This window comes from Micromonospora sp. NPDC005194 (assembly GCF_040608335.1).
Classification (GTDB): Bacteria; Actinomycetota; Actinomycetes; order Mycobacteriales; family Micromonosporaceae; genus Micromonospora.
In genome coordinates this window covers 107,016-126,340 of record NZ_JBEXIA010000005.1, presented here as the reverse complement: position 1 = coordinate 126,340, position 19,325 = coordinate 107,016, and the positions used below count along the sequence as shown (strand labels likewise).

Annotated in this window: 18 protein-coding genes; 14 read left to right on the top strand and 4 right to left on the bottom strand. The window is 74.2% G+C overall.

Features of this window, described 5'->3' with window-relative positions; all coding sequences use genetic code 11:
- Positions 1-34 precede the first annotated feature (34 nt).
- Both ABZU53_RS06120 and ABZU53_RS06115 read left to right on the top strand, forming a co-directional pair.
- Positions 35-1,054: a hypothetical protein gene (locus ABZU53_RS06120; RefSeq protein ID WP_355064346.1), complete on the top strand. Its 1,020-nt coding sequence runs from the start codon at positions 35-37 to the stop codon at positions 1,052-1,054.
- Positions 1,055-1,176: 122 nt separating this feature from the next.
- The gene (locus ABZU53_RS06115) at positions 1,177-1,737 is read left to right on the top strand and encodes a hypothetical protein (protein WP_355064204.1); all 561 of its coding nucleotides are present in this window, start codon (positions 1,177-1,179) and stop codon (positions 1,735-1,737) included.
- Between the two features lie 117 nt (positions 1,738-1,854).
- Here ABZU53_RS06115 and ABZU53_RS06110 read toward each other — a convergent pair whose 3' ends face one another.
- Positions 1,855-2,307: an SRPBCC family protein gene (locus ABZU53_RS06110; protein ID WP_354859442.1), complete on the bottom strand. Its 453-nt coding sequence runs from the start codon at positions 2,305-2,307 to the stop codon at positions 1,855-1,857.
- A gap of 171 nt (positions 2,308-2,478) precedes the next feature.
- On the opposite strand from ABZU53_RS06110, the gene ABZU53_RS06105 reads away from it, so the two are divergent.
- Together ABZU53_RS06105 and ABZU53_RS06100 are read left to right on the top strand one after the other, a co-directional pair.
- Complete coding sequence (locus tag ABZU53_RS06105) at positions 2,479-3,456, top strand: PfkB family carbohydrate kinase (RefSeq protein WP_355064202.1); 978 nt, start codon at positions 2,479-2,481, stop codon at positions 3,454-3,456.
- Positions 3,453-4,280 (top strand): 5'/3'-nucleotidase SurE, encoded by an 828-nt coding sequence (locus ABZU53_RS06100; RefSeq protein WP_355064200.1) that lies wholly within the window; start codon positions 3,453-3,455, stop codon positions 4,278-4,280. The genes ABZU53_RS06105 and ABZU53_RS06100 overlap by 4 nt, the downstream gene beginning before the upstream one ends.
- Before the next feature lie 10 nt (positions 4,281-4,290).
- On the opposite strand, the gene ABZU53_RS06095 is transcribed toward ABZU53_RS06100, so the two are convergent.
- Positions 4,291-4,653 carry an STAS domain-containing protein gene (locus ABZU53_RS06095; protein ID WP_354859435.1) on the bottom strand — a complete coding sequence of 121 codons (363 nt, stop codon included), beginning with the start codon at positions 4,651-4,653 and terminating at the stop codon, positions 4,291-4,293.
- A gap of 401 nt (positions 4,654-5,054) precedes the next feature.
- Here ABZU53_RS06095 and ABZU53_RS06090 point away from each other — a divergent pair, with 401 nt between their 5' ends.
- Entirely contained in the window at positions 5,055-5,195 is a 141-nt protein-coding gene (locus ABZU53_RS06090; RefSeq protein ID WP_234589220.1) for a hypothetical protein, read from the top strand.
- Positions 5,196-5,334: 139 nt separating this feature from the next.
- A complete protein-coding gene (locus ABZU53_RS06085; RefSeq protein ID WP_234589221.1) occupies positions 5,335-5,742 on the top strand; it encodes a hypothetical protein in 408 nt (135 codons plus the stop codon).
- A gap of 165 nt (positions 5,743-5,907) precedes the next feature.
- On the opposite strand, the gene ABZU53_RS06080 is transcribed toward ABZU53_RS06085, so the two are convergent.
- Positions 5,908-8,658, bottom strand: a complete 2,751-nt coding sequence (locus ABZU53_RS06080; protein ID WP_355064197.1) for a cellulose binding domain-containing protein — start codon at positions 8,656-8,658, stop codon at positions 5,908-5,910.
- Between the two features lie 417 nt (positions 8,659-9,075).
- Here ABZU53_RS06080 and ABZU53_RS06075 point away from each other — a divergent pair, with 417 nt between their 5' ends.
- From ABZU53_RS06075 to ABZU53_RS06065, 3 genes are read left to right on the top strand one after another with little or no spacing between them, the layout of a single operon-like run.
- Entirely contained in the window at positions 9,076-9,762 is a 687-nt protein-coding gene (locus ABZU53_RS06075; RefSeq protein WP_355064195.1) for a BON domain-containing protein, read from the top strand.
- A gap of 60 nt (positions 9,763-9,822) precedes the next feature.
- Positions 9,823-10,320 (top strand): redoxin domain-containing protein, encoded by a 498-nt coding sequence (locus ABZU53_RS06070; RefSeq protein WP_355064193.1) that lies wholly within the window; start codon positions 9,823-9,825, stop codon positions 10,318-10,320.
- On the top strand, positions 10,317-10,865 hold the full coding sequence (locus ABZU53_RS06065; protein WP_355064191.1) for a thioredoxin domain-containing protein: 549 nt from the start codon (positions 10,317-10,319) through the stop codon (positions 10,863-10,865). The genes ABZU53_RS06070 and ABZU53_RS06065 overlap by 4 nt, the downstream gene beginning before the upstream one ends.
- 21 nt (positions 10,866-10,886) lie before the next feature.
- Here ABZU53_RS06065 and ABZU53_RS06060 read toward each other — a convergent pair whose 3' ends face one another.
- Positions 10,887-13,730: a LuxR C-terminal-related transcriptional regulator gene (locus ABZU53_RS06060; protein ID WP_355064344.1), complete on the bottom strand. Its 2,844-nt coding sequence runs from the start codon at positions 13,728-13,730 to the stop codon at positions 10,887-10,889.
- A 201-nt stretch (positions 13,731-13,931) separates the two neighbouring features.
- Between ABZU53_RS06060 and ABZU53_RS06055 the strand changes: the two genes are divergently transcribed.
- From ABZU53_RS06055 to serS, 5 genes are all read left to right on the top strand, one after another.
- Positions 13,932-14,381 carry a hypothetical protein gene (locus tag ABZU53_RS06055; RefSeq protein ID WP_355064189.1) on the top strand — a complete coding sequence of 150 codons (450 nt, stop codon included), beginning with the start codon at positions 13,932-13,934 and terminating at the stop codon, positions 14,379-14,381.
- Positions 14,378-15,526 (top strand): alcohol dehydrogenase catalytic domain-containing protein, encoded by a 1,149-nt coding sequence (locus tag ABZU53_RS06050; RefSeq protein ID WP_355064187.1) that lies wholly within the window; start codon positions 14,378-14,380, stop codon positions 15,524-15,526. Before ABZU53_RS06055 ends, ABZU53_RS06050 begins: the two co-directional genes overlap by 4 nt.
- A 49-nt stretch (positions 15,527-15,575) precedes the next feature.
- Entirely contained in the window at positions 15,576-16,796 is a 1,221-nt protein-coding gene (locus ABZU53_RS06045; RefSeq protein WP_354856239.1) for a saccharopine dehydrogenase NADP-binding domain-containing protein, read from the top strand.
- A gap of 25 nt (positions 16,797-16,821) precedes the next feature.
- Positions 16,822-17,931 (top strand): MerR family transcriptional regulator, encoded by a 1,110-nt coding sequence (locus ABZU53_RS06040; protein ID WP_355064186.1) that lies wholly within the window; start codon positions 16,822-16,824, stop codon positions 17,929-17,931.
- A 96-nt stretch (positions 17,932-18,027) separates the two neighbouring features.
- Positions 18,028-19,311: a serine--tRNA ligase gene (gene serS, locus ABZU53_RS06035; protein ID WP_355064184.1), complete on the top strand. Its 1,284-nt coding sequence runs from the start codon at positions 18,028-18,030 to the stop codon at positions 19,309-19,311.
- The last annotated feature ends 14 nt before the right edge of the window (positions 19,312-19,325 follow it).

Below are 19,325 nucleotides of genomic sequence, written 5' to 3'. Positions count from 1 at the left end.
ACCACCCGCCGCCCGACTCGCGGCACTGATCGTCATGATGGTCACCCTCGGCGTCGCCCTACCGGTGGGCGCCGCCACCGCCGCTCCCCCCGGCGGCCTGCGGGCCGCCGCGGCGCCCGACGGCGACGAGGAGGGCGGCACCCCCGCGCTGCGGGCCCAACTGGAGGCCGCCAGCAAGGGCTACCTGGACGCGAAGCGCGCCCTGGACACCTCCGTCCAGCGCCAGCAGCAACTCGCGGCCAAGCTGAAGACCACCGAGGCCGAGATGACCGTGCGCAACGGCAAGGTCGGCGAGATCGCCGGCGTGGCGTACCGCACCGGCCGGCTCAGCACCGTCTCGGCGTTGCTCAACACCAACACCCCCGAGGGCTTCATGGACCGGGCGGCCGCGCTGGACGTGGTGGCCGCCAACGAGGACCGGGTGCTGCGCGACCTGCACGCCACCCGGGACGAGGCCAACCGCACCCGCACCGCCCTGGACGGCGAGATCCGCGAGCAGCGCAAGCAGGTCGAGGTGATGGCCAAGCGCAAGGAACAGGCCGAACGGGCCCTGGCGGTCGCCACCAGCAAGCCGCGCACCACCGCTGCCGACACCAGTTCCAACCGGGGCACCTCCACCGCCAACGCCCAGCCCGCGCCGCGCAACTCCGACGGCTCCTGGCCCTCCGAGTCGTGCAGCATCAACGACCCCACCCCGGCCAGCGGCTGCATCACCCCCCGCACCCTGCACGCCCTCAACCAGGCGAAGGCCGCCGGCTTCACCCGGTACGTCTCCTGCCACCGCTCGGGCGGCTCCGGCGAACACCCGAAGGGTCGGGCCTGCGACTTCGCCGCCCAGAAGGGCGGCTTCGGCGGGGACGCCACCGGCGGCGACAAGACGTACGGCAACAACCTGGCCGCGTACTTCATCCGCAACTCCGACCGGCTCGCCGTGCTCTACGTGATCTGGTACAGGCAGATCTGGCTGCCCAGCAGCGGGTGGAAGTCGTACAGCGGGGGGAACGGCGACCCCTCCAGCGAACACACCAACCACGTACACCTGTCGGTGTACTGACCCCACCGGTGGCCGGCGCACCGTCGAGCGGGTGCGCCGGCCCCGGGTACGTCAGCGGACGTACCCCGGACGCCGCCGGTGATCGGACGACCCGGCCGGGCCGGGCCGGCAGCATGTCGGGTATGCCGCGAATCCCACCCGCCACCCGCAAGGCGCTGCTCACCCTGCACCTCATCACCTCGCTCGGTTGGCTCGGGGCCGACCTGGTGCTGCTCACCCTCGGCATCGCGGCACAGCGCGGCGCCGACCCGGCCGTGGTCTATCCGGTCGCCGGGCTCGTCGGCACGGTGCTGTTCGCGCCGCTGAGCGTGCTCGTCTGGCTCGTCGGCGTCGCCAGCGCGCTGCTCACCCCCTGGGGCCTGGTGCGCCACCGGTGGGTGCTGGTCAAGCTCGTGATCACCACGGCGATGGTCGGGCTGGTGCTGTTCCTGCTCACCCCGAACCTGCGGCACGCGAGCGCGCTGGGCGCCGCCCTCCCCGCCCGGGATCGCGCCGACCTGGTGATCGCGCCCGCGGTGTCGACCAGCCTCATGATCATCGCGACCGTGCTCTCCACGTACAAGCCCTGGGGCCGCCGACCCGCCCGACCCACCGGCGCACGCCATACCTCCGCCGCCGCGAGCCCGGCACGCAACGCGCCACAAGATCGCGCAACAACACGGAAGTCAACAGTGTTGCGTTAGGGCTCCGGCCGGCCAACCCGTGCTGGATGGCCCGGCGATCATGGAGTTGTGGTGCCTGCCTTGGCGTTGTATGGGCGTTTTGTGGCCCACCACAACTCCATGATCGGCGAGGCACGATCATGACGCGGGGCGGTCGAGGGCCGCACCGAGGCGGGTGGCCAGGGCGAGGTGGGCGGCGCGGGCCTGTTGGAAGGCGTACCGGAACAGGGGCGTCGGCGCGCGCAGGGTGATGTCGACGTCGATCCGGACCAGGCCGTCCGGCTCGGCGCGCAACCGGGTGTGGTTGCGGACGGTGGTGGCCGGCCACTGGCGGGCCACCGTGACGATCTCGTCAGGTTCGCTGATCAGCACGTCCGCCTGGTAGGTGGTGCGGAAGCGCAACGGCCCCACCGCCAGCCTGTCGTTGATCGTGTAGCTGGCTCGGGCGCCCGGACGGGGCGGCACCCGGCGGACCCGGACGATCAGGGGGTGCAGTTCGCCCTGGCGGGTCAGGTCGCTCAACAACGCCGCCGCCTCGGCGAGTGAGCAGCGGGCCTGGACGGTGTAGCTGAAGCTGTCGCTGCTGAGCACACAGTCTCCCGAGGTCGCTGGTCGCACGATCGTCCCGTACGCGGCTCAGGCTGGCAACGCCCGGACGGACACCGTCCGTTGTCCCGGTATTCGCCCAGCATTCCCACTACGGTCGGCTGATGGGAAATCACCGGTTGTGACGGAGGGTGGACACATGTTCGGTGACGACCGGTGAGCGGGCACGTGATGGTCTTCGCGCCCACCCCGCAACTGACGGTGACCGTGGATCAGCCGAACGACCAGCCCGAACTGCACCTGCACCCCGGCGGCCAGGGCGTCTGGCAGGCCCGCATGGTGCTGTCGCTCGGGGTCGACGTGGTGCTCTGCGCCGCGCTCGGTGGCGAGGTCGGTCAGGTGCTGGAGCCGCTGCTGGTCAGCGAGGGGGTGGACCTGAAGGTGGTGATGCGCGACTCCGGCAGCGGCGGGTACGTGCACGACCGGCGGGGCGGGTCCCGACAGGAGGTCGTGGACGTGCCCGGGGACCGACTGAGCCGCCACGAGCTGGACGAGTTGTACAACCTGGCGCTCGGCGAGGGACTTCGCGCCGACGTGAGCGTCCTCAGTGGCCCGAATGCGCCGTGGCTCGTCCCGGCCGACCTGTACCGCCGCTTCGCCGCCGACCTCGGCGCCAACGGCAGCCGGGTGGTGGCTGATCTGTCCGGTGACCACCTGGGCGCCGTACTGGACGGCGGTGTGTTCTTCCTGAAGGTGAGTCACGAGGAGCTGATCCGGGACGGTCGGGCCCGCAGTGGGGACGGCGCCGAGCTGACCCGGGCGATGTACGACCTGCACGCCTCCGGCGCCGAGACGGTGGTGGTGAGCCGAGCCGACCAGCCGGCGCTGGCTCTCATCGACGGGGAGCTCTTCGAGGTGGAGATGCCCCGGCTGGAGGCCGCCGATCCGCGCGGCGCGGGCGACTCGATGACCGCCGGCGTGGCGGCCGTGATCGCCCGTGGTGGCGACATCCGGACGGCCATCCGCACCGGCGCCGCGGCCGGCGCGCTGAACGTGACCCGGCACGGGCTGGGCACCGGACGGTTGGACTCGATCACCGGGCTGGTGGAGCGGGTCCGGCTCGTCCCGGCGGACAGTCGGCAACAGGAGCGGACCACCCCCGACGAGTTGGCCGACCGGGCGGTCGAGCGATGACGCTGCGGGTGCTCGTGACCAACGACGACGGGATCGCCGCGCCGGGCATCCAGGCGTTGGCCCTGGCCGCCGCCCAGCGGGGCCTGGACGTGGTGGTCGCGGCGCCGATGGAGGAGGCCAGCGGCACCAGCGCCGCGATGAGCGCGGTGGAACGGGACGGGCGGGTGGTGGTGCACGACCATCCGCTGCCCGACCTGGCGGGCGTGCCGGCGTACCGGGTCGCCGGCTCGCCCGGTTTCATCACGCTGATCGCGCTGCACGGCGCGTTCGGCCCGCCGCCGTCGGTGGTGCTGTCGGGGATCAACCGGGGTGCCAACGCCGGCCGCGCCGTGCTGCACTCCGGCACGGTGGGCGCCGCCTTCACCGCAGCCTCGAACGGGTGCCGGGCCATGGCCGTCTCACTGGACGTGCTCTCCGCGGGCGAGGCGACGGCCGGCAGCGGCGGGGCAGCGGTGGACGCCGCAGCCCGCGTACGCGACGCCGAACGGCACTGGGTCACCGCCGCGCGGGTCGCCCTGGACCTGCTCCCCCGGCTGACCGCCGCGCCGCCGGAGAGCGTGCTCAACGTCAACGCCCCCGACCTGCCGCACGGACGGCTGCGCGGGGTACGTCGCGGCTCCCTGGCCAGCTTCGGTCAGGTGCAGATGACGGTGGCCGAGTCGGGGCACGGCTTCGTGCGTACCGCGCTGGAGGAGCCCGGCCAGGCCGCGCAGCCCGGCACGGACCTGGCGTTGCTGGCCGCCGGGTACGCGTCGGTGACGGCCATCCGAGCGGTCACCGAGGTGACCGACGTGGACCTGACCGGTCTGGACGAGCAGCCTTGACGGAGGGCGCTCAGGCGCCCGGAAGCACCTCGGGGGTGGCGGCCCCGGCGAAGTAGGGCTCCGGTGCGCCGAAGAGACCGAGCAGACCGGTCACCCAGAGCTGACGGTGCACGAACCGGCTCGGCTCGGTGACCACCAGCTTGACGCCGCTGACCTCGGCGGTCTGGAAACCGGCGACCATGGCGCTGATGCCGACGGAGTCGATGAAGGTGACCAGCCTCATGTTCAGCTCGATGCGGACCGGACGGCTCTTGGCCAGCACCTCCGCAATCGCCTCACGCACCTCGTACGCTGTGTCGACGTCGATCTCGCCCCGGGGGGCGATCTCCACGACACCACCGGACAGGACCGACTTCACGATCGACAGGCTCACGCGAGCACCTCCACCCGCCCGTCCCCCGGGCGTCTCATCAGTACGCGGGCCGCGACCGAGAGTATTCCTCCGACGGCCTCGGTCGCCACCCCTCGGGATGAGCAATTCACGGATCCGGGCGAACAAAGTCGCCCATATCCCCACTTTTCGGTATCTGATCAACCAATACTTTTCGTTATCTGACCACTCCACGATCGGTCGGAACCGACGCGTCGCCGGACCAGGGTAACGGGCGTGACCCGACACGCCCGACAACCAACCCATCCCGTACGCCGGCCCCGCCTGGGACCGGCGTGTCGCGCCACGATCGCCCGAACGCGTCCGGTCCGATCCGGTCGGGCGGTTGCCGACGCCACCTAGCATCAGCCCCGGGACACCCACCGCGGCGGAGAGGACCTTCGATGATCAAGCGACTGGCCGGGCTGGCCGGAGTCGGCGTACTGCTCGCCCTCGTACTGGCCTGCGGTTTCGGCGGCGGGGACGACGATGACGACGACGATGACGACTTCGCCCGCGGTGCGGCCGTGGTGGCGGTGCGCTGAGGGAGCCGGTGAGCCCCGGCCGACCGGGTTTGCGGCCGACCGGCCCGGGGCACTGCGGAATCAGCGAAACCGTGCCGCGCTGGACAGACGCCGAAGTCCGAAGTGGCCGGCGGCTTCGGCACCCGAGGAGGTAACCACGATGTTCGGAACCAACCTGCTGGACCGGCGCAGCAAGCCGGAGCGGATCGCGGACCAGGCGTGGGAGCACCTGCTCTCCGCCGTCAGCTCCGCAGGCGACAGTGTCCGGGACACCGCCCGTTCGGCCCGTCGCAGCAGCGGCGATCTCGCCGACGGGGCGGGTGACCTGGTCGGCTCCGCGGCGGAGGAGGCCCGCCGTCGGGCCTCGCGCGCCTTTGACGCGCTCGCCGGGCGCCAGCCGGCGCTGCCGTGGACGCTCCTGATCGGGGCCGCGCTGGTCGGCGCGGCGGTCGGCTGGGCCGTCGGCTCCGCTGCCCGTGCCGCCGGCAGCCGGGACGACCGCGCGGTGGACGACGTCGAGTTCGTCGACGTCGACCGCCCCAACTCCCCCGTCGGCCTGGACGACTAGCCCCGAGCGGGCCCCGCCGACCAACTGGTCGACGGGGCCCGTTCGCATTGCTCGGTGGGTGGCTCGACGATCGGGATGGGGCCGGTCCGCCGGGGTGCCGGACCCCTCAGGCAGCCCCGGCGGACCGGTGTTCTCGGGCGGCCCGGACGACGCCGGGCCACCGGGTCAGCGACTCGTGCAGCTCACGGTGGCCGGCGGCGCGTTGCTGCCGGTCCAGGAAGCGAGGAAGCCGATCGTGGTGCTGGCACCGGCACCGAGCGCGCCGTTCCAGCCGCTGTCCACGACCGAGACGACCGCCCCGGTCTGGGTGTGGGTGCCGCCCCAGAGCTGACTGATCCGCTGGCCGTTGGGGAAGGTCCAGCCCAGCGTCCAACCGGCGATGGGCCGGGTGCCCGGGTTGCTGACCACCACTTCGGCCTGGAAGCCGCCCGACCAGGACCCGGTCACCCGGTAGGTCGCCGCACACCCACCAGCCGGAGGCGGCGTCGTCGGGGGCGGGGTGGTCGGAGGCGGCGTGGTCGGAGGCGGTGTCGTCGGGGGTGGCGTCGTCGGAGGAGGCGTCGTCGGGGGTGGCGTGGTCGGCGGTGGCGTGGTGGGAGGAGGCGTGGTCGGTGTGCCGCCGGTGCGGTCGGCGACCAGGATGCCGCGACCGTTGGTGCCGAGGTAGACGCGTCCGTAGACACGCGGGTCGCCGGTCAGCGCCTCGGTCGGGTTGCCGTACTGGTGGCGGTCGTCGTTGATGCGTACCCAGGTCGTTCCGCCGTCGTCGGAGCGGTGTACGCCGGGCTGACCGTTCACCGTGCCGTAGAGGAAGACGGCGGGGTTGGTCCGGCCGGGCGCCGCCTTGCCGAAGCCGACGTTGCCGGAGGCGCTGACGCCGCCCAGTTTGGTGAAGCTGGCACCGGAGTCGGTGGAGCGCCACAGCCCGCCCGGCCCGGCCAGCCACAGCTCACCCGACTGACCGGGCAGCGCCTTGAACCGGACGTCGGAGGTGGGCAGGCCGGTCGCCGCCGTGGCGGTGAAGGTCGCGCCGCCGTTGGTGCTCAGGTAGACCCGCCCGGCGCTGAAGCCGTAGAACCGGTTGGGGTCGACCCGGTCGGACTCGATGATCGCGTTGGCCGGGATGCCGGCGGACGGCGCCCACGAGTTGCCGAAGCCGACTGAGTAGACGACGCGTTGGCCGGCGTCGCCGGGCGCCCAGACGAACCGGCTGCCGTCGGCTGCGGCGGCGACCGTGCCGCCGGTGTTGACCCCGGACGGCTCGGTGCCCTGGAACCAGTTCGTGCCGCCGTCGGTGGAGAAGGCGACGTGGCTGTCGTTGGGCCGGTCGGCGTCGGTGAAGTTGCCCGCCCGCACCAGCACGGCGGGCTTGCTCTCGGCGTAGTCCAGGCTGGTGGTGCTCGTGAAGATCGGCTGGGTGAAGAGCATCGACGGAATGGTGTCGAGGTCGGTGTGTCGGAAGCCGCCGACGTCGCCGAGCGCGCTGATCAGTGGTGCCCCGCTGGGCGGGCTGACCAGGTCGAGGACGGCGGTCTCCTCCAGGCCACGGACCATCGGCCGGAGGGTGAGCTGACCGCCGGTGTCCCACTTGGTGAGGTCGGTGGTGCCGTAGATGGTGGCGCCGGTGCCGTACATCATCCGGTTGGAGTCGTGCGGGTCGATCTCGACCGACTCGTTCATCCAGCCGAGCTTGGGCGCGGACTCCGGAGGCGCCGGGTTGACGCCGAACGTCAGCCAGGGCACCGAGCTGATGTCCATGGTGTAGCGGCGGGACCGCTCGGGATAGCTGGTGAAGTCCCAGATCCGGGTCCAGGTCGCTCCGCCGTCCGTGCTGCGGAAGAAGATCGCGTCCGGCCACCAGGAGACCTGGGTGGCCACCATCAGCGTGTTCGGGTGCTGCCGGTCGATGGTCAGACCGCTGTAGCCGAAGTAGTCGTCGGCGCTGCTGGAGGGCACCGGGCTGATCCGCGTCCAGGCCCCGGTCGAGCGGGTGAACTTCCAGACGTCGCCCTTGCCGCCGTCGTACGGGCCGCCGGTGTCGCTGGTGGCGATGTAGAGGTGACCGCCGACCGGGTCGACGACACCCTTGTGCGCCAGGTAGCCGGTGGGCTGCCCGGGGATGCGCGTCCAGGTGACACCGCCGTCGGTGCTGCGGTAGACCGGATTCTCCTTGTCCGCCACGCCGACGTAGATCGTCTGGGTGGTGGAGCCGGCGGTGCCGGTGCTCTTGTCGAAGCTGACCCAGGTGAGGCCCTGGTTCTGCCCGTTGTAGCCGTTCGGGTCACTGGGGTCGGCCCGGTAGTTGCCGGCGTTGGGGAAGGCCGTGACCCGGGCCCAGGTCGCCCCGTAGTCGGTGCTGCGCCACAGCCCGTTGCCGCCCTCGGCGCCGTAGTAGACGATGTTGTTCCGGTTGGGGTCGACGGCCAGCCGCTCACCCATGCCCCGGCCCGGCATGTTGCCACCGTTCTTGAACGGCAACTCGGTGACCTGCCAGGTGGCGCCCTTGTCGGACGAGCGCAGGATCGCGCCGTTGTTCGGGTCCCAGCCGTTGGTGTACATGCCGACCGCCGCGTACACCCGGTTGGTCTGCACCGGGTCGGTGGCGATGCTGACCACGCCGTTGTAGCCCCAGCGGTCCGCGCCGACCCAGTCGAGCAGCGGCGTCCACGACTGGCTGGACTGCTCCCAGCGGTAGGCCCCGCCGATGTCCGTCCGCGCGTAGATCAGGTTTTTCTCGGTGGGGTTGAAGACGATGCCGGGCACGAAGCCGCCGCCGCCGACCGGCACGTTGCGCCAGGTGTACGCCTCGGCGGCGGCCGGGGCCGGCGCCGAGCCAGCGGCGGTGATGGGGACCGCCACGACGGCCGTTGCGACGGCCAACGCCGACACGAGAGCGCCGGCCAGTGATCTGGGCATCTGTGGTTCCTCTCGGGGGTGTAGACCCGGGAGACGGGATCGACCAGGGTGGCGTCGCGGCCCGGGGGACGGGCGACGACGCGGGGAAGGATCGACCGAAGGTGGTGCGCCGTGGCCCGGGGGACGGACGACGACGCGGGGAACGGATCGGAGCTTGCCCTGGCTCCAACCACCCGACGCGAGGCTCCCGCGATCGAGGAACGCACTCACCCTAACCGATTCGACGCCGCCATGGAAGCGCTCCCACCATCGACGGCGGGACCGGTCGACGCGCGGCGCGGGCAGGTCCGGTGGGTCCGTCGTCCGGATCGGGTGAGGTCCGCTCACCCCGGTGGCCGACACCATCGGAGCCGGCGGGCCAGCCGGCCACTCGCGTCAACCGGTCCGCCAGCCAGCGCACGCAGCGAGGGAGGGCCGATGGCCATCGCGACGATCACGCGCACCGACCAGGACATCCAGTCCGCCGTACTCGACGAGTTGACCTGGGAACCCCGGGTGCAGCCGCACGAGATCGGCGTGACCGTCGCCGAGGGCGTCGTCACGTTGACCGGGCGGGTGGACAGCTACGCGAAGAAGTGGGCCGCAGAACGGGCCGCGCACCGGGTCGTCGGAGTCCGCGCGGTCGCCAACGATCTGACCGTGCAGCTGCCCGGCAGCCACGAGCGCGCCGACCCGGACGTGGCCGCCGCGGCGGGCCACGCTCTGGAGTGGGACGCGTTCGTGCCCATCGAGAAGCTCCAGGTCACCGTCTCGGCCGGCTGGGTGACGCTGCACGGCGAGGTCGAGTGGGAGTACCAGCGCCGGGCCGCCGAACGGGCGGTCTCCCGGCTGACCGGCGTGCGGGGCGTCAGCAACGGCGTCACCGTGCGGCCGAGCGCGCCGCCGGACAGCGCGAACGTGGCCGACCGGATCGTGGACGCGCTGGCCCGGGCCGGCGCCACCGAGGCCGAACGGATCACTGTCCGGGTGCACGGCGACACGGCGGTGCTCGCCGGACTGGTGAACTCCATGCCCGAACGCGCCGAGGTGGAGCAGGTGGCCTGGTCCGCACCGGGCATCCGGGAGGTCCAGAACCACATCGCGGTCGCACCGGTCCTGCGCTGAGCGCGCAACCACCCGGGGCGGGTGAGCCGGCCTCACCCGCCCCGGAGGCAGGCTCGGCGCATGAGTGATCCGAACGGGCTGATCCAACCCGGGCGCCCCGCGCCCGGCTTCACCCTGGCGAGCACTCCGGACGGGCGCCAGGTCGGCCCCGAGCAGTTCCGGGGTCGCCCGGTCGTGCTCGTCTTCTACCCCGCCGACTGGAGCCCGGTCTGTGGGGACCAGATGTCGCTCTACCAGGCGGCGGCACCGGTGTTCGACCAGTACCAGGCGATGGTGCTCGGCATCTCGGTGGACAGCATCTGGTCGCACCGGGCGTTCGCCGAGAGCCGGGGCATCACCTTCCCGCTGCTGTCCGACTTCGAGCCCAAGGGCGAGGTGGCCCGCCAGTACGGCGCGTACACCCCGCAGGGCGAGGCGGCCCGCGCGCTGGTGGTGCTCGACCAGGCCGGGACGGTGGCGTGGAGCTACCTGTCGGCCCCCGACGTCAACCCGGGCGCGGACGGGATCTTCGACGCGCTGGACAACCTCGCCCGCGATCGGAAGGTGATGGCCCGATGACCACCCCACTTCAGGTCACCGCCCGGCTCCGGGAGCCGGTGACCATCGAGGACCACGCCCGCGGGCCGTCCAACGCCCCGGTGACCGTGATCGAGTACGGCGACTTCCAGTGCCGGTTCTGCGGTGCCGCGTACGCCAACCTGCACGAGTTGCTGCGCCAGCGCGCCGACACGGTACGGCTGGTCTACCGGTACTTCCCGATCGCCAACGTCCACCCGTACGCCGAACGGGCCGCGGAGACGGCGGAGGCCGCCGCGGCGCGGGGCAAGTTCTGGGAGATGCACGACTGGCTGTACGAGCACCAGGACCAGCTGGACCCCGTGCACCTCTCGCTCGGCGTCGAGCAGCTCGGGCTGCCGCCGGACGAGCTGAACGGCGAGGTGGAGCGCGGAAAGTTCGCCGACCGGGTACGCCGGGACTTCGTCGGCGGGATCCGCAGCGGGGTCAACGGCACGCCGACGCTCTTCGTCAACGACGTCCGGCACGACGGCGGGTACGACCTGCCCGACCTGCTGGCCGCCGTGGACGCGGCGGCGAACGACTGACCGGGGCGGCTGCCCGGCCGCTCAGATCAGCCGCAGCTCGCGCGCCCGCCGGACCGCCTCGCGCCGGCGGGTCGCGCCGAGCTTGCGGTAGATGTTGCGCACGTGGGTCTTCACCGTGTTGATCGACAACGACAGCTCGGCGGCGATCTCCACGTTGGACAGGATGCTCTGCAGGTAACGCAGGATGGTCAGCTCCCGCTCGGTCAGCGGCTCGTCGAGCAGGCCACCCGGCTCGACCGCCGGCCGGGGCGCGCTCTCCTCGACGCCCCGGACCAGATCGCTGACCAGCGAGAAGTGCGCGGTGCCCGCATCCAGGTGGGCGGCCAGCAGGTCCCGCACCGACGGTTGGGCCCGGGTGAACGCCCGGCGGCAGCCCTGCGGGCCGGCCAGGTCCAGCACCTGCTCCAGGACGCGCCCGGCCCGGCGTACGTCCCCGGCCCGCTCGGCGAGCACCGCCTCCAGCAGGCCGGCGTCCAGGCGTACCGGAAGGGGCCAGGCGGCGGCCGGCGGCGCCTGCCAGTCCGGCAGCGCCCGCCCGGCGGCGCCGAGGTCGCCGGCCCGCAGCTCCACCCGGGCCAGGGCCACGTCGAGCGCCGGGGTGGCCGCGTCGCCGGTCACACCGGCCAGCAGGTCGCGGGCGCTGTCCAGGTCACCCCGCTCGGCCCGGGTCTCGATTTCGCCCGCCCGGAGCAGGCCCGACAGTTCGGCAGCGGCCGGCTCGTCGGGCAGAGCCTCCCGGGCGCGGGCGAGCAGCCGCTGGGCGGCCGCCGGGTCGCCGGCGTCCCGGTCCAGCCCCGCACGACACCACGCGAGGACCGCCGCCGCCACCGGCTCCGCGCTCGACCCCGACCCGTCGGCGGGACCCGCCTCCGCGAGGCCGACCCCACCGCCCGGACCCGCCGAGCCCACCGCGCCAACCGAGCCCACCGCGCCAACCGCACCGGCCGGGCCGACCGCGAAGGCCGCGCCGGTTGCCGGGGCGGCGAGCGCGAGGTTCGCGGCAGCCTCCTCGGGTTGGTCGCGGTGCAGGGCCACCACTGCCAACGCCAGGTACGCGTAGCCGCAGTCGAGCCGGGAGGACCAGCCCCGGCAGGGCGACATGCCCAGCGCGTCGCGGGCCGCCGCCTCGGCCGCGCGCAGGTCACCGCGGACGGCGAGCAGGAGCGCGGAACGGCTGGCGGCGACCAGCTCGGTGCGCGGCCGACCCGCCTCCCGGGCCGCCGCCCGGGCACGGACGAACCGCGCGTCGGGCAGCGCGCCGGCCGACAGCTCGACGAGACCCAGCGCGGTGCCCGTGAAGGCCCGCAGGTCGGCGTCGTCGGCGTCCGACGGGCGGGTCGACGTGGGCTCGGGCACCCGAGCCGCCTGGTCATCCGGCGACCCGGCTGCGCGGCGATCCGGCACCCCGGCGGGTGGGCCGTCGGTCGGGCGGGTGCGCAGCAGCCGGGCGGCGGCGGCACGCGCCTGCGGCAGGTCACCGGCGAGCCGGGCCAGGGTCAGCTCCAGCGCGGTGGTCAACCGCAGGAACCGGTCCCGCCGCGGCACGGGCAGCGCGCCGGCGTGCCCGGCGGCCGTGCGCAGATGGCCGGCGGCGGCGGGCAGATCACCGGCGTAGGCGCGCTCGGCGGCACAGGCCAGAGCCACCTCCGGGTCGGCGTGCACCACCTCCGGCGGCGGGGACGGCGGCGGCCCACTGACCGGGTCGCGGTCGTAGCGGGTCAGCTCCGGCCAGTGCGCGACGAACAGGTCGCCGGCCAGGCCCCACCGGCCGCCGGCGAGGGCGTGCCGCAGCCCGTCGGCCGGGCGGCCGGCGCCGGCGTACCAGTCGGCCGCTCGCGCGTGCAGCTCCCGCACCTCGTCAGCGGGCATCCGGGCCAGCTCGGCGCGGAGCAGGTCGGCGAGCAGCGGGTCGCAGCGGTACCAGGGCGGGCGGGTCTCCTCCCGGTGCAGCAGGCCGCCGGCCCCGGCCAGGTCGGCCAGCGCCTGCTCGGCGTCCACGCGGCCGGTCAACGCCTCGGCCAGATCGGCGCAGACGGTCTCGGCGAGGGCCGTACGGCGCAGCAGGTCCCGGTCGGCCGGGTCGATGGCGGCCAGCACCTCCTCGTGCAGATAGCCGGCGACCTCCGGTTGGTCGCCGCCGAACTGCCCCACCCAGCGCTCGGGGTCGGGCTGCCCGCGCAACGCCAACGCGGCGATCCGCAGCGCGGCCGGCCATCCCCCGGTGCGCTCGCGCAGCCGACGCACCGCGGCCGCCGGCAGTGGTGCGGCGTGCGCGGTCAGCAGGTCGGCCACCTCGTCGTCGGTGAAAGCCAACTCGTCCGGGCCGATCTCGGTGAGCTCGCCGGCGAGGCGCAGCCGGTGCAGGGCCAGCGGCAGCCCGGCCCGCGCACCGACCACCAGGCGCAGCCGCTGCTCGGAGTGCCGCAGCAGGAACTCCAGCCCGGTCAGCGCCGCCGGGTCGGTGATCCGGTGCAGGTCGTCCAGGACCAGCAGCACGGGCTGCTCCGCGGCGGCGAGCCCGGCCGCCAGCAGTTCCAGCTGGTCCGGGCGCGGCGGGCCGGTGGGCAGCGGCGTCACCAGGTCGTCGTCCGCCGCCCCGGTGGCCGTGCGCAGCGCCGCCGCCAGGTACGCCCAGAGCCGGTCGCCGTCGTCGCCGGCCTCCACCGAGACCCACGCCGGCCCGGACATCGACCCGGGCTCGGTCAGCCGGACCCAGGAGGCGAGCAGGGTGGTCTTGCCCCAGCCGGCGGGCGCGGCCACCAGGGTGACCGGCCCGGCGCTGCCCTCGTCGAGCCGGCGCAGCAGGCGGGGCCGGGCCACCACCGGCTCGGGCGGCACGGTCGGGGTCAGCCGCGACGCCAGCAGCGCCGGCTGCTCCCCCCGGCGTCGCGGTGCCGTGCCGACTCGCGCGTGATCCTGCTGTTCCGGCACCCGGCCCCACCCCCACGACGCGTTCCACCCCCGGTCGGCGAGCGGTTACCCGGCCCGAACCTGTTCACCCCTTCCGGGCGAGCCCGCTTCACCCCGGCGCGACCGACGATCGGGAGACGTGGACCGGGAGGACGGATGGGACCGATCAGACGGCTGGCGCGGGCGAGATCCGCCCTCGGCACGGGTGCGCGGGCCGGGGCGGCGCGGCTGCTGCGCGTACCCCGGCGGCGCGGCCGGCCCGGCGCGGACCGCCACCGGACCACGGCGGCCGGGTGGGAGGTCGTGACCGTCGACCGACCCGCGGACCAGGTCCTTCCCGGCGGCCGGTGGCCGGAGCCGTTGCGCGACCTGGACGGCACGGTCGAGGTGCGGGTGCGGCCGGCGCCGGGTGACCGGGGCACCGAGTTGGCCGCCCGCCCGGTGGCCGGCGCCGCCGCGGCGCCCGGCCTGGCCGCGCATCTGGTCGGCGACGACCCGCAGCTGCTGGTCCGCCGGACACTGCGCCAGGTCAAGCAGCGCGTGGAGGCCGGCGAGGTGCTGCGCGCGGACCGCTCGGCGCTGGACCGCCGGACGGCCCGCGGGTGAGGGCGCTGTGCTGGGTGGCCGCCGACGAGCTGGCGGTACGCGAGGTGCCCGACCCGGAGCTGCGCAACGAGCGGGACGTCATCGTCCGCGTCCGCCGCAGCGCCACCAGCGGCGCCGACCTGCCGCTGCTGGCCGGTCGGGACCCGCTGCTGCGTGCCGGTGACGTGCTGGGGACGGAGTTCCTGGGCGAGGTGGTCGAGGCCGGCCCGGCGGTCCGGCGACACCGGATCGGCGACCGGGTGGTGGTCGGCGCGAGTGTCGCGTGCGGCGGCTGCTGGTACTGCCGCCGGGGCCGGCACTCCTGCTGCGACAACGGCGGCGCCGACGTGGCGAGCGTCGATCCGGACCGGGGGCGTTCGGACGCCGGCTGCTTCGGCCGGCCCCGGGCGGCGGGTGGCTTCGCGGGCGGCCACGCCGAGTACGTCCGGGTGCCGTACGCCGACGTGGGCGCGTTCCGGGTGCCGGACGCGGTCGGCGACGACCGGGCGCTGTTCGCCGCCGACGCGGCGCCGACCGGCTGGCTGGCGGCCGAGCTGGGCGAGGTGCGACCCGGCGATGTGGTGGCGGTGTGGGGCGCCGGGGCGGTGGGTCAGTTGACCGCTCGCGCCGCGACGCTGCGCGGCGCCGCCCGGGTGCTCGTCGTCGACCGGCACGAGGAGCGGCTGCGGATGGCCGAGCGGCACGCCGGGGCGGAGCCGCTGGACTACCGCCGTACCGACGTCGCGGCGGAGCTGCGGGAGCGCAGCGGTGGACGCGGCCCGGACGTGTGCGTGGTCGCGGTGGGCGTACCCCCGACGCGGTCGGTCGTCGATCGGTTGGCCGGCCGGGACGTCGACCGCCCGGACGCGGTGCGCGAGGCGGTGCACGCCTGCCGCAAGGACGGCGTGGTGGTGGTGCTCGGCGGGGCCCAGGGGCACGTGGACGCGTTCGCGCTGGGCGCGGTGACCGACAAGCGGCTCACGGTGCGGGGGGCACGCCGGCCGGACCTGCGCGACGTGCCGATGCTGCTGCACCGGATGGCCCGCGACGAGCTGCGTACCGAGCACCTGGCCACCCACCGGCTGCCGCTAGAGGACGGCCTCCGCGGGTACGCGCTGTTCGCCGACCGCGCCGACGGCTGCGTCCGGGCCGTGTTCACACCGTGACCGCGCCCTCCGATCGGCGCTGGGCGATGGCGGGTGGCAGACTCGGGGGATGGCTGGGGAGCGGGCGTACGACGTGGTGCTGTTCGGGGCGACCGGCTTCACCGGGGGGCTGACGGCCGAATACCTGGCCCGGCACGCGCCGCCCGGGTTGCGGTGGGCGCTGGCCGGGCGCAACCCCGATCGCCTCGCCGCCGTGCGCGGCCGGCTCGCCGCGATCGACCCCACGCTGGCCGACCTGCCGCTGCTCACCGCCGACGTGACCGACGCCGGGTCGCTGCGCGCCGTGGCGGAGAGCGCCCGGGTGGTCGCCAGCACCGTCGGCCCGTACGTCCACCACGGGCAGCCACTGGTCGCGGCCTGCGCCCGAGCCGGCACCGACTACCTGGACATCACCGGGGAGTCGGAGTTCGTCGACCTGATGTACGTCCGCCACCACGCCGAGGCGACCGCCAGCGGCGCCCGGCTGGTGCACGCCTGCGGGTTCGACTCCATCCCCCACGATCTGGGCGTCTGGTTCACCGTCAAGCAGCTGCCCGCCGGCGTCCCGATCACCGTGGACGGCTACGTACGCGCCGGTGGCCGGTTCTCCGCCGGGACGTACCATTCCGCGCTCACCGCGTTCGCCCGGACCGGGGAGGCCAGCCGGGCCGCCCGGGCCCGCCGGGCGGTCGAGCCGCGCCCCACCGACCGCCGCGTCCGGGCGGTGCCCGGCCGGCTGGCCCGCTCGGCGGAGCTGGGCATCTGGACCGTGCCGCTGCCTACCATCGACCCGCAGGTGATCCGCCGAACGGCTGCCAGCCGCCCGGAGTACGGCCCGGACTTTCGCTACCGGCACTTCGCCGCCGTGAAGCGGCTGCCGACCGTGCTGGTCAGCGCGGTGGGGCTCGGCGCGCTGGTCGGCCTGGTGAAGGTGCCGCCCACCCGACGTTGGCTGCTCGGGCGGCTCGCCTCCGGGCAGGGCCCGACCCCGCAGCAGCGGGCGGCGTCCTGGTTCCGGGTCCGGTTCGTCGGCACCGGCGGCGGGAAGCGCGTGGTCACCGAGGTCGCGGGGGGCGACCCGGGCTACGACGAGACGGCGAAGATGCTCGCCGAGTCGGCGCTGTGCCTGGCGTTCGACGACCTGCCGCCGACCGCCGGCCAGCTCACCCCGGTCGCGGCGATGGGTGACGCGCTGCTGGACCGGCTGGTCCGGGCCGGGCTCACCTTCCGGGTGCTCAAGCGGGACGATGCCACGCCGACGGCGCAGCGGGACGCGGAGCCGGCGGCTTGACCCTCGACCAGGTCGAGGGGGCAGGATGCCCGACGTGGTGAGCGACCTGCACAGCATCGGCGAGTTGGCCCGGGCCAGCGGCCTGACCGTCAGCGCGCTGCGCTTCTACGACTCGGCGGGCGTGCTGACGCCGGCCCTGGTCGACCCGGTGACGGGTTACCGCTGGTACACCGACGAGCAGATCGGCCCGGCCCGGCTGGTCGCGGGGCTGCGCCGGGTCGGCATGCCGGTGCCCGAGATCGCCGCCGCCGTCCGCGCCGAGCCGGCCGAGGTGCACCGGCTGCTCGACGCGCACCTGCGCCGGCTGGCCGACGGGCTGGCCGACGCCCGCCGCGAGATCGTCCGGCTCCGGGCCCTGGTCGACCCGGCGCCCACGACGGTGACCACGCTGCTGCTCTCCCCCGCCGAGCTGGCCGCCGCCCTCGACGCGGTGCGCTTCGCCGTCGGGGCCAACCCGGAGCTGCCGGCGCTGTCCGGGGTGCTGCTCGACGTGGAGCCGGACGGTGTGCGCCTGGTCGCCACCGACCGGCACCGGCTCGCGCTGGCCCGGGCGGCGGCGGCCGTCGACGGACCGCCCGCGCGGGTGCTCGTGCCGGTGGACCTCGTCGACCGGCTGCGCCGGCTGCTCGACACCGCCGACGCCCGGGAGGTGCGGCTGACCGTGGCCGGCGTCGACCTGCGGGTGACGGTGGCCGGTCGGACGCTCACGGGCACCGCCCTGCCGTACGACTTCCCGGACTACCGTCGGCTGCTGCGCGAGGCGGTCGGCGAGCGGCCGGCCGCGTACCGCATCCCGGTGGACGTGGTGGCGCTGCGCGCGGCACTGCGCGACCCGGCCGCTCCCACGCTGGCCCGCGAGTACGCCGGCACGCCGCTGGCGGTCTCCGTCCTCGGCCTCGACGACTCCGGCGGCCTGCGCCTGCTGCACCCCACCGAGCTGGCCGCGGCCGACCCGACGCCCGATCCGGTGAGCGGGCTGCGGTTCGGGGTCAACGGCGAGTACCTGCTCGACGCGCTGGACGCGGCCGGCGGCCCGCAGCTGGTGCTGGAGCTGGACGGGCCGATCGCCCCGCTGGCCGTGCGCCGCCCGAACGACGAGGACACCTTCTCCGTGCTGATGCCGATCCGGCTGTAAAAACCCGTCGCGCTCCCCGTACCCGGGTGCGAAGGTGCGCGACGGTAGCATCTGGTGGTTCACCAGTGAACCCCGGACGGAGGCGTACGGAGCAGCATGCTCGACATGGAGTTGATCCGGAAGGATCGCGAGGCGGTGGCGACCGCGCTGGCGAAGCGTCTGGATCCCGCCGAGGTCGATCGGGCCCTGGACGAGATCCAGCGGCTCGACCAGGAACGGCGCGCCCTGATCACGGAGATCGACGCCGAGCGGCAGCGCCGCAAGGCGGAGGCCCGTGCGTACGCGCAGGCGAAGCGCGCCGGCACCGAGCCGCAGGTCACCGCGCCGGAGTCCGAGCGCAAGCAGCTCGCCGAGCTGGAGTCCCAGTTGGACGAGGTGCAGGCCCGGCTGCGCGACGCGATGAGCGAGCTGCCGAACCTGCCCAGCGACGACGTCCTGCCCGGCGGCAAGGAGGCGAACCGGGTCGTCAAGACCTTCGGCGAGCCGCCGGTGATCGAGAAGGTCCGCGACCACGTGGAGCTGTCCCGCGCGCTGGGTCTGGTCGACTACGAGCGCGGCGTCAAGCTCGGCGGCTCCGGCTTCTGGATCTACACGGGGGTCGGCGCGCGGCTGGAGTGGGCGCTGCTCAACTACTTCGTCGACCAGCACATCAGGGCCGGATACGAGTTCCTGCTCCCGCCGCACCTGCTGCTCGACTCGGCCGGTTTCGCCGCCGGTCAGTTCCCCAAGTTCTACGACGACGTCTACCACCTGGACGCCGACTCCGCGCCGCGCGGGCAGTTCCTGCTGCCCACGTCGGAGACGGCGATCCTGGGCGCGTACCAGGACGAGATCCTGGAGACCACGAAGCTGCCGCTGAAGGCGTTCGCGTACACGCCCTGCTACCGGCGGGAGTCGGCCGGGTCGCATTCGGACGAGCGCGGCACGGTGCGCGGGCACCAGTTCAACAAGGTGGAGATCTTCCAGTTCACCCTGCCCGAGCAGGCGGACGCGGCACTGGAGGAGATGCTCGCCCACGCCGAGAGCCTGGTCGAAGGGCTGGGTCTGCACTACCAGCGGACGCTGCTCTCGGCGGGTGACGCGAGCGCCTCGATGAAGAAGACCCTCGACATCGAGGTGTGGATGCCGAGCACCGGCAAGTACAAGGAGGTGTCGTCGGTCTCCTGGGCCGGCGACTACCAGGCCCGCCGGGCGGCCATCCGCTACCGCGAGCCGGGTGCCAAGCAGACCCGCTTCGTGCACACCCTCAACGGCTCCGCGCTGGCCACCAGCCGGCTCTTCCCGGCCATCCTGGAGCAGTACCAGCAGGCCGACGGCTCAGTCCTGGTCCCCGAGGTCCTCCAGGACCGCCTGGGCACAGACCGCCTGTCCCCGCGCTAAACCCCGCCTCCCGC

Coding starts and splice junctions, on each gene's coding strand:
- ABZU53_RS06120 (WP_355064346.1), top strand. CDS start 35: ATGATGGTCACCCTCGGCGTCGCCCTACCGGTGGGCGCCGCCACCGCC.
- ABZU53_RS06115 (WP_355064204.1), top strand. CDS start 1,177: ATGCCGCGAATCCCACCCGCCACCCGCAAGGCGCTGCTCACCCTGCAC.
- ABZU53_RS06100 (WP_355064200.1), top strand. CDS start 3,453: ATGACGCTGCGGGTGCTCGTGACCAACGACGACGGGATCGCCGCGCCG.
- ABZU53_RS06090 (WP_234589220.1), top strand. CDS start 5,055: ATGATCAAGCGACTGGCCGGGCTGGCCGGAGTCGGCGTACTGCTCGCC.
- ABZU53_RS06085 (WP_234589221.1), top strand. CDS start 5,335: ATGTTCGGAACCAACCTGCTGGACCGGCGCAGCAAGCCGGAGCGGATC.
- ABZU53_RS06080 (WP_355064197.1), bottom strand. CDS start 8,658: ATGCCCAGATCACTGGCCGGCGCTCTCGTGTCGGCGTTGGCCGTCGCA.
- ABZU53_RS06075 (WP_355064195.1), top strand. CDS start 9,076: ATGGCCATCGCGACGATCACGCGCACCGACCAGGACATCCAGTCCGCC.
- ABZU53_RS06070 (WP_355064193.1), top strand. CDS start 9,823: ATGAGTGATCCGAACGGGCTGATCCAACCCGGGCGCCCCGCGCCCGGC.
- ABZU53_RS06065 (WP_355064191.1), top strand. CDS start 10,317: ATGACCACCCCACTTCAGGTCACCGCCCGGCTCCGGGAGCCGGTGACC.
- ABZU53_RS06055 (WP_355064189.1), top strand. CDS start 13,932: ATGGGACCGATCAGACGGCTGGCGCGGGCGAGATCCGCCCTCGGCACG.
- ABZU53_RS06045 (WP_354856239.1), top strand. CDS start 15,576: ATGGCTGGGGAGCGGGCGTACGACGTGGTGCTGTTCGGGGCGACCGGC.
- ABZU53_RS06040 (WP_355064186.1), top strand. CDS start 16,822: ATGCCCGACGTGGTGAGCGACCTGCACAGCATCGGCGAGTTGGCCCGG.
- serS (WP_355064184.1), top strand. CDS start 18,028: ATGCTCGACATGGAGTTGATCCGGAAGGATCGCGAGGCGGTGGCGACC.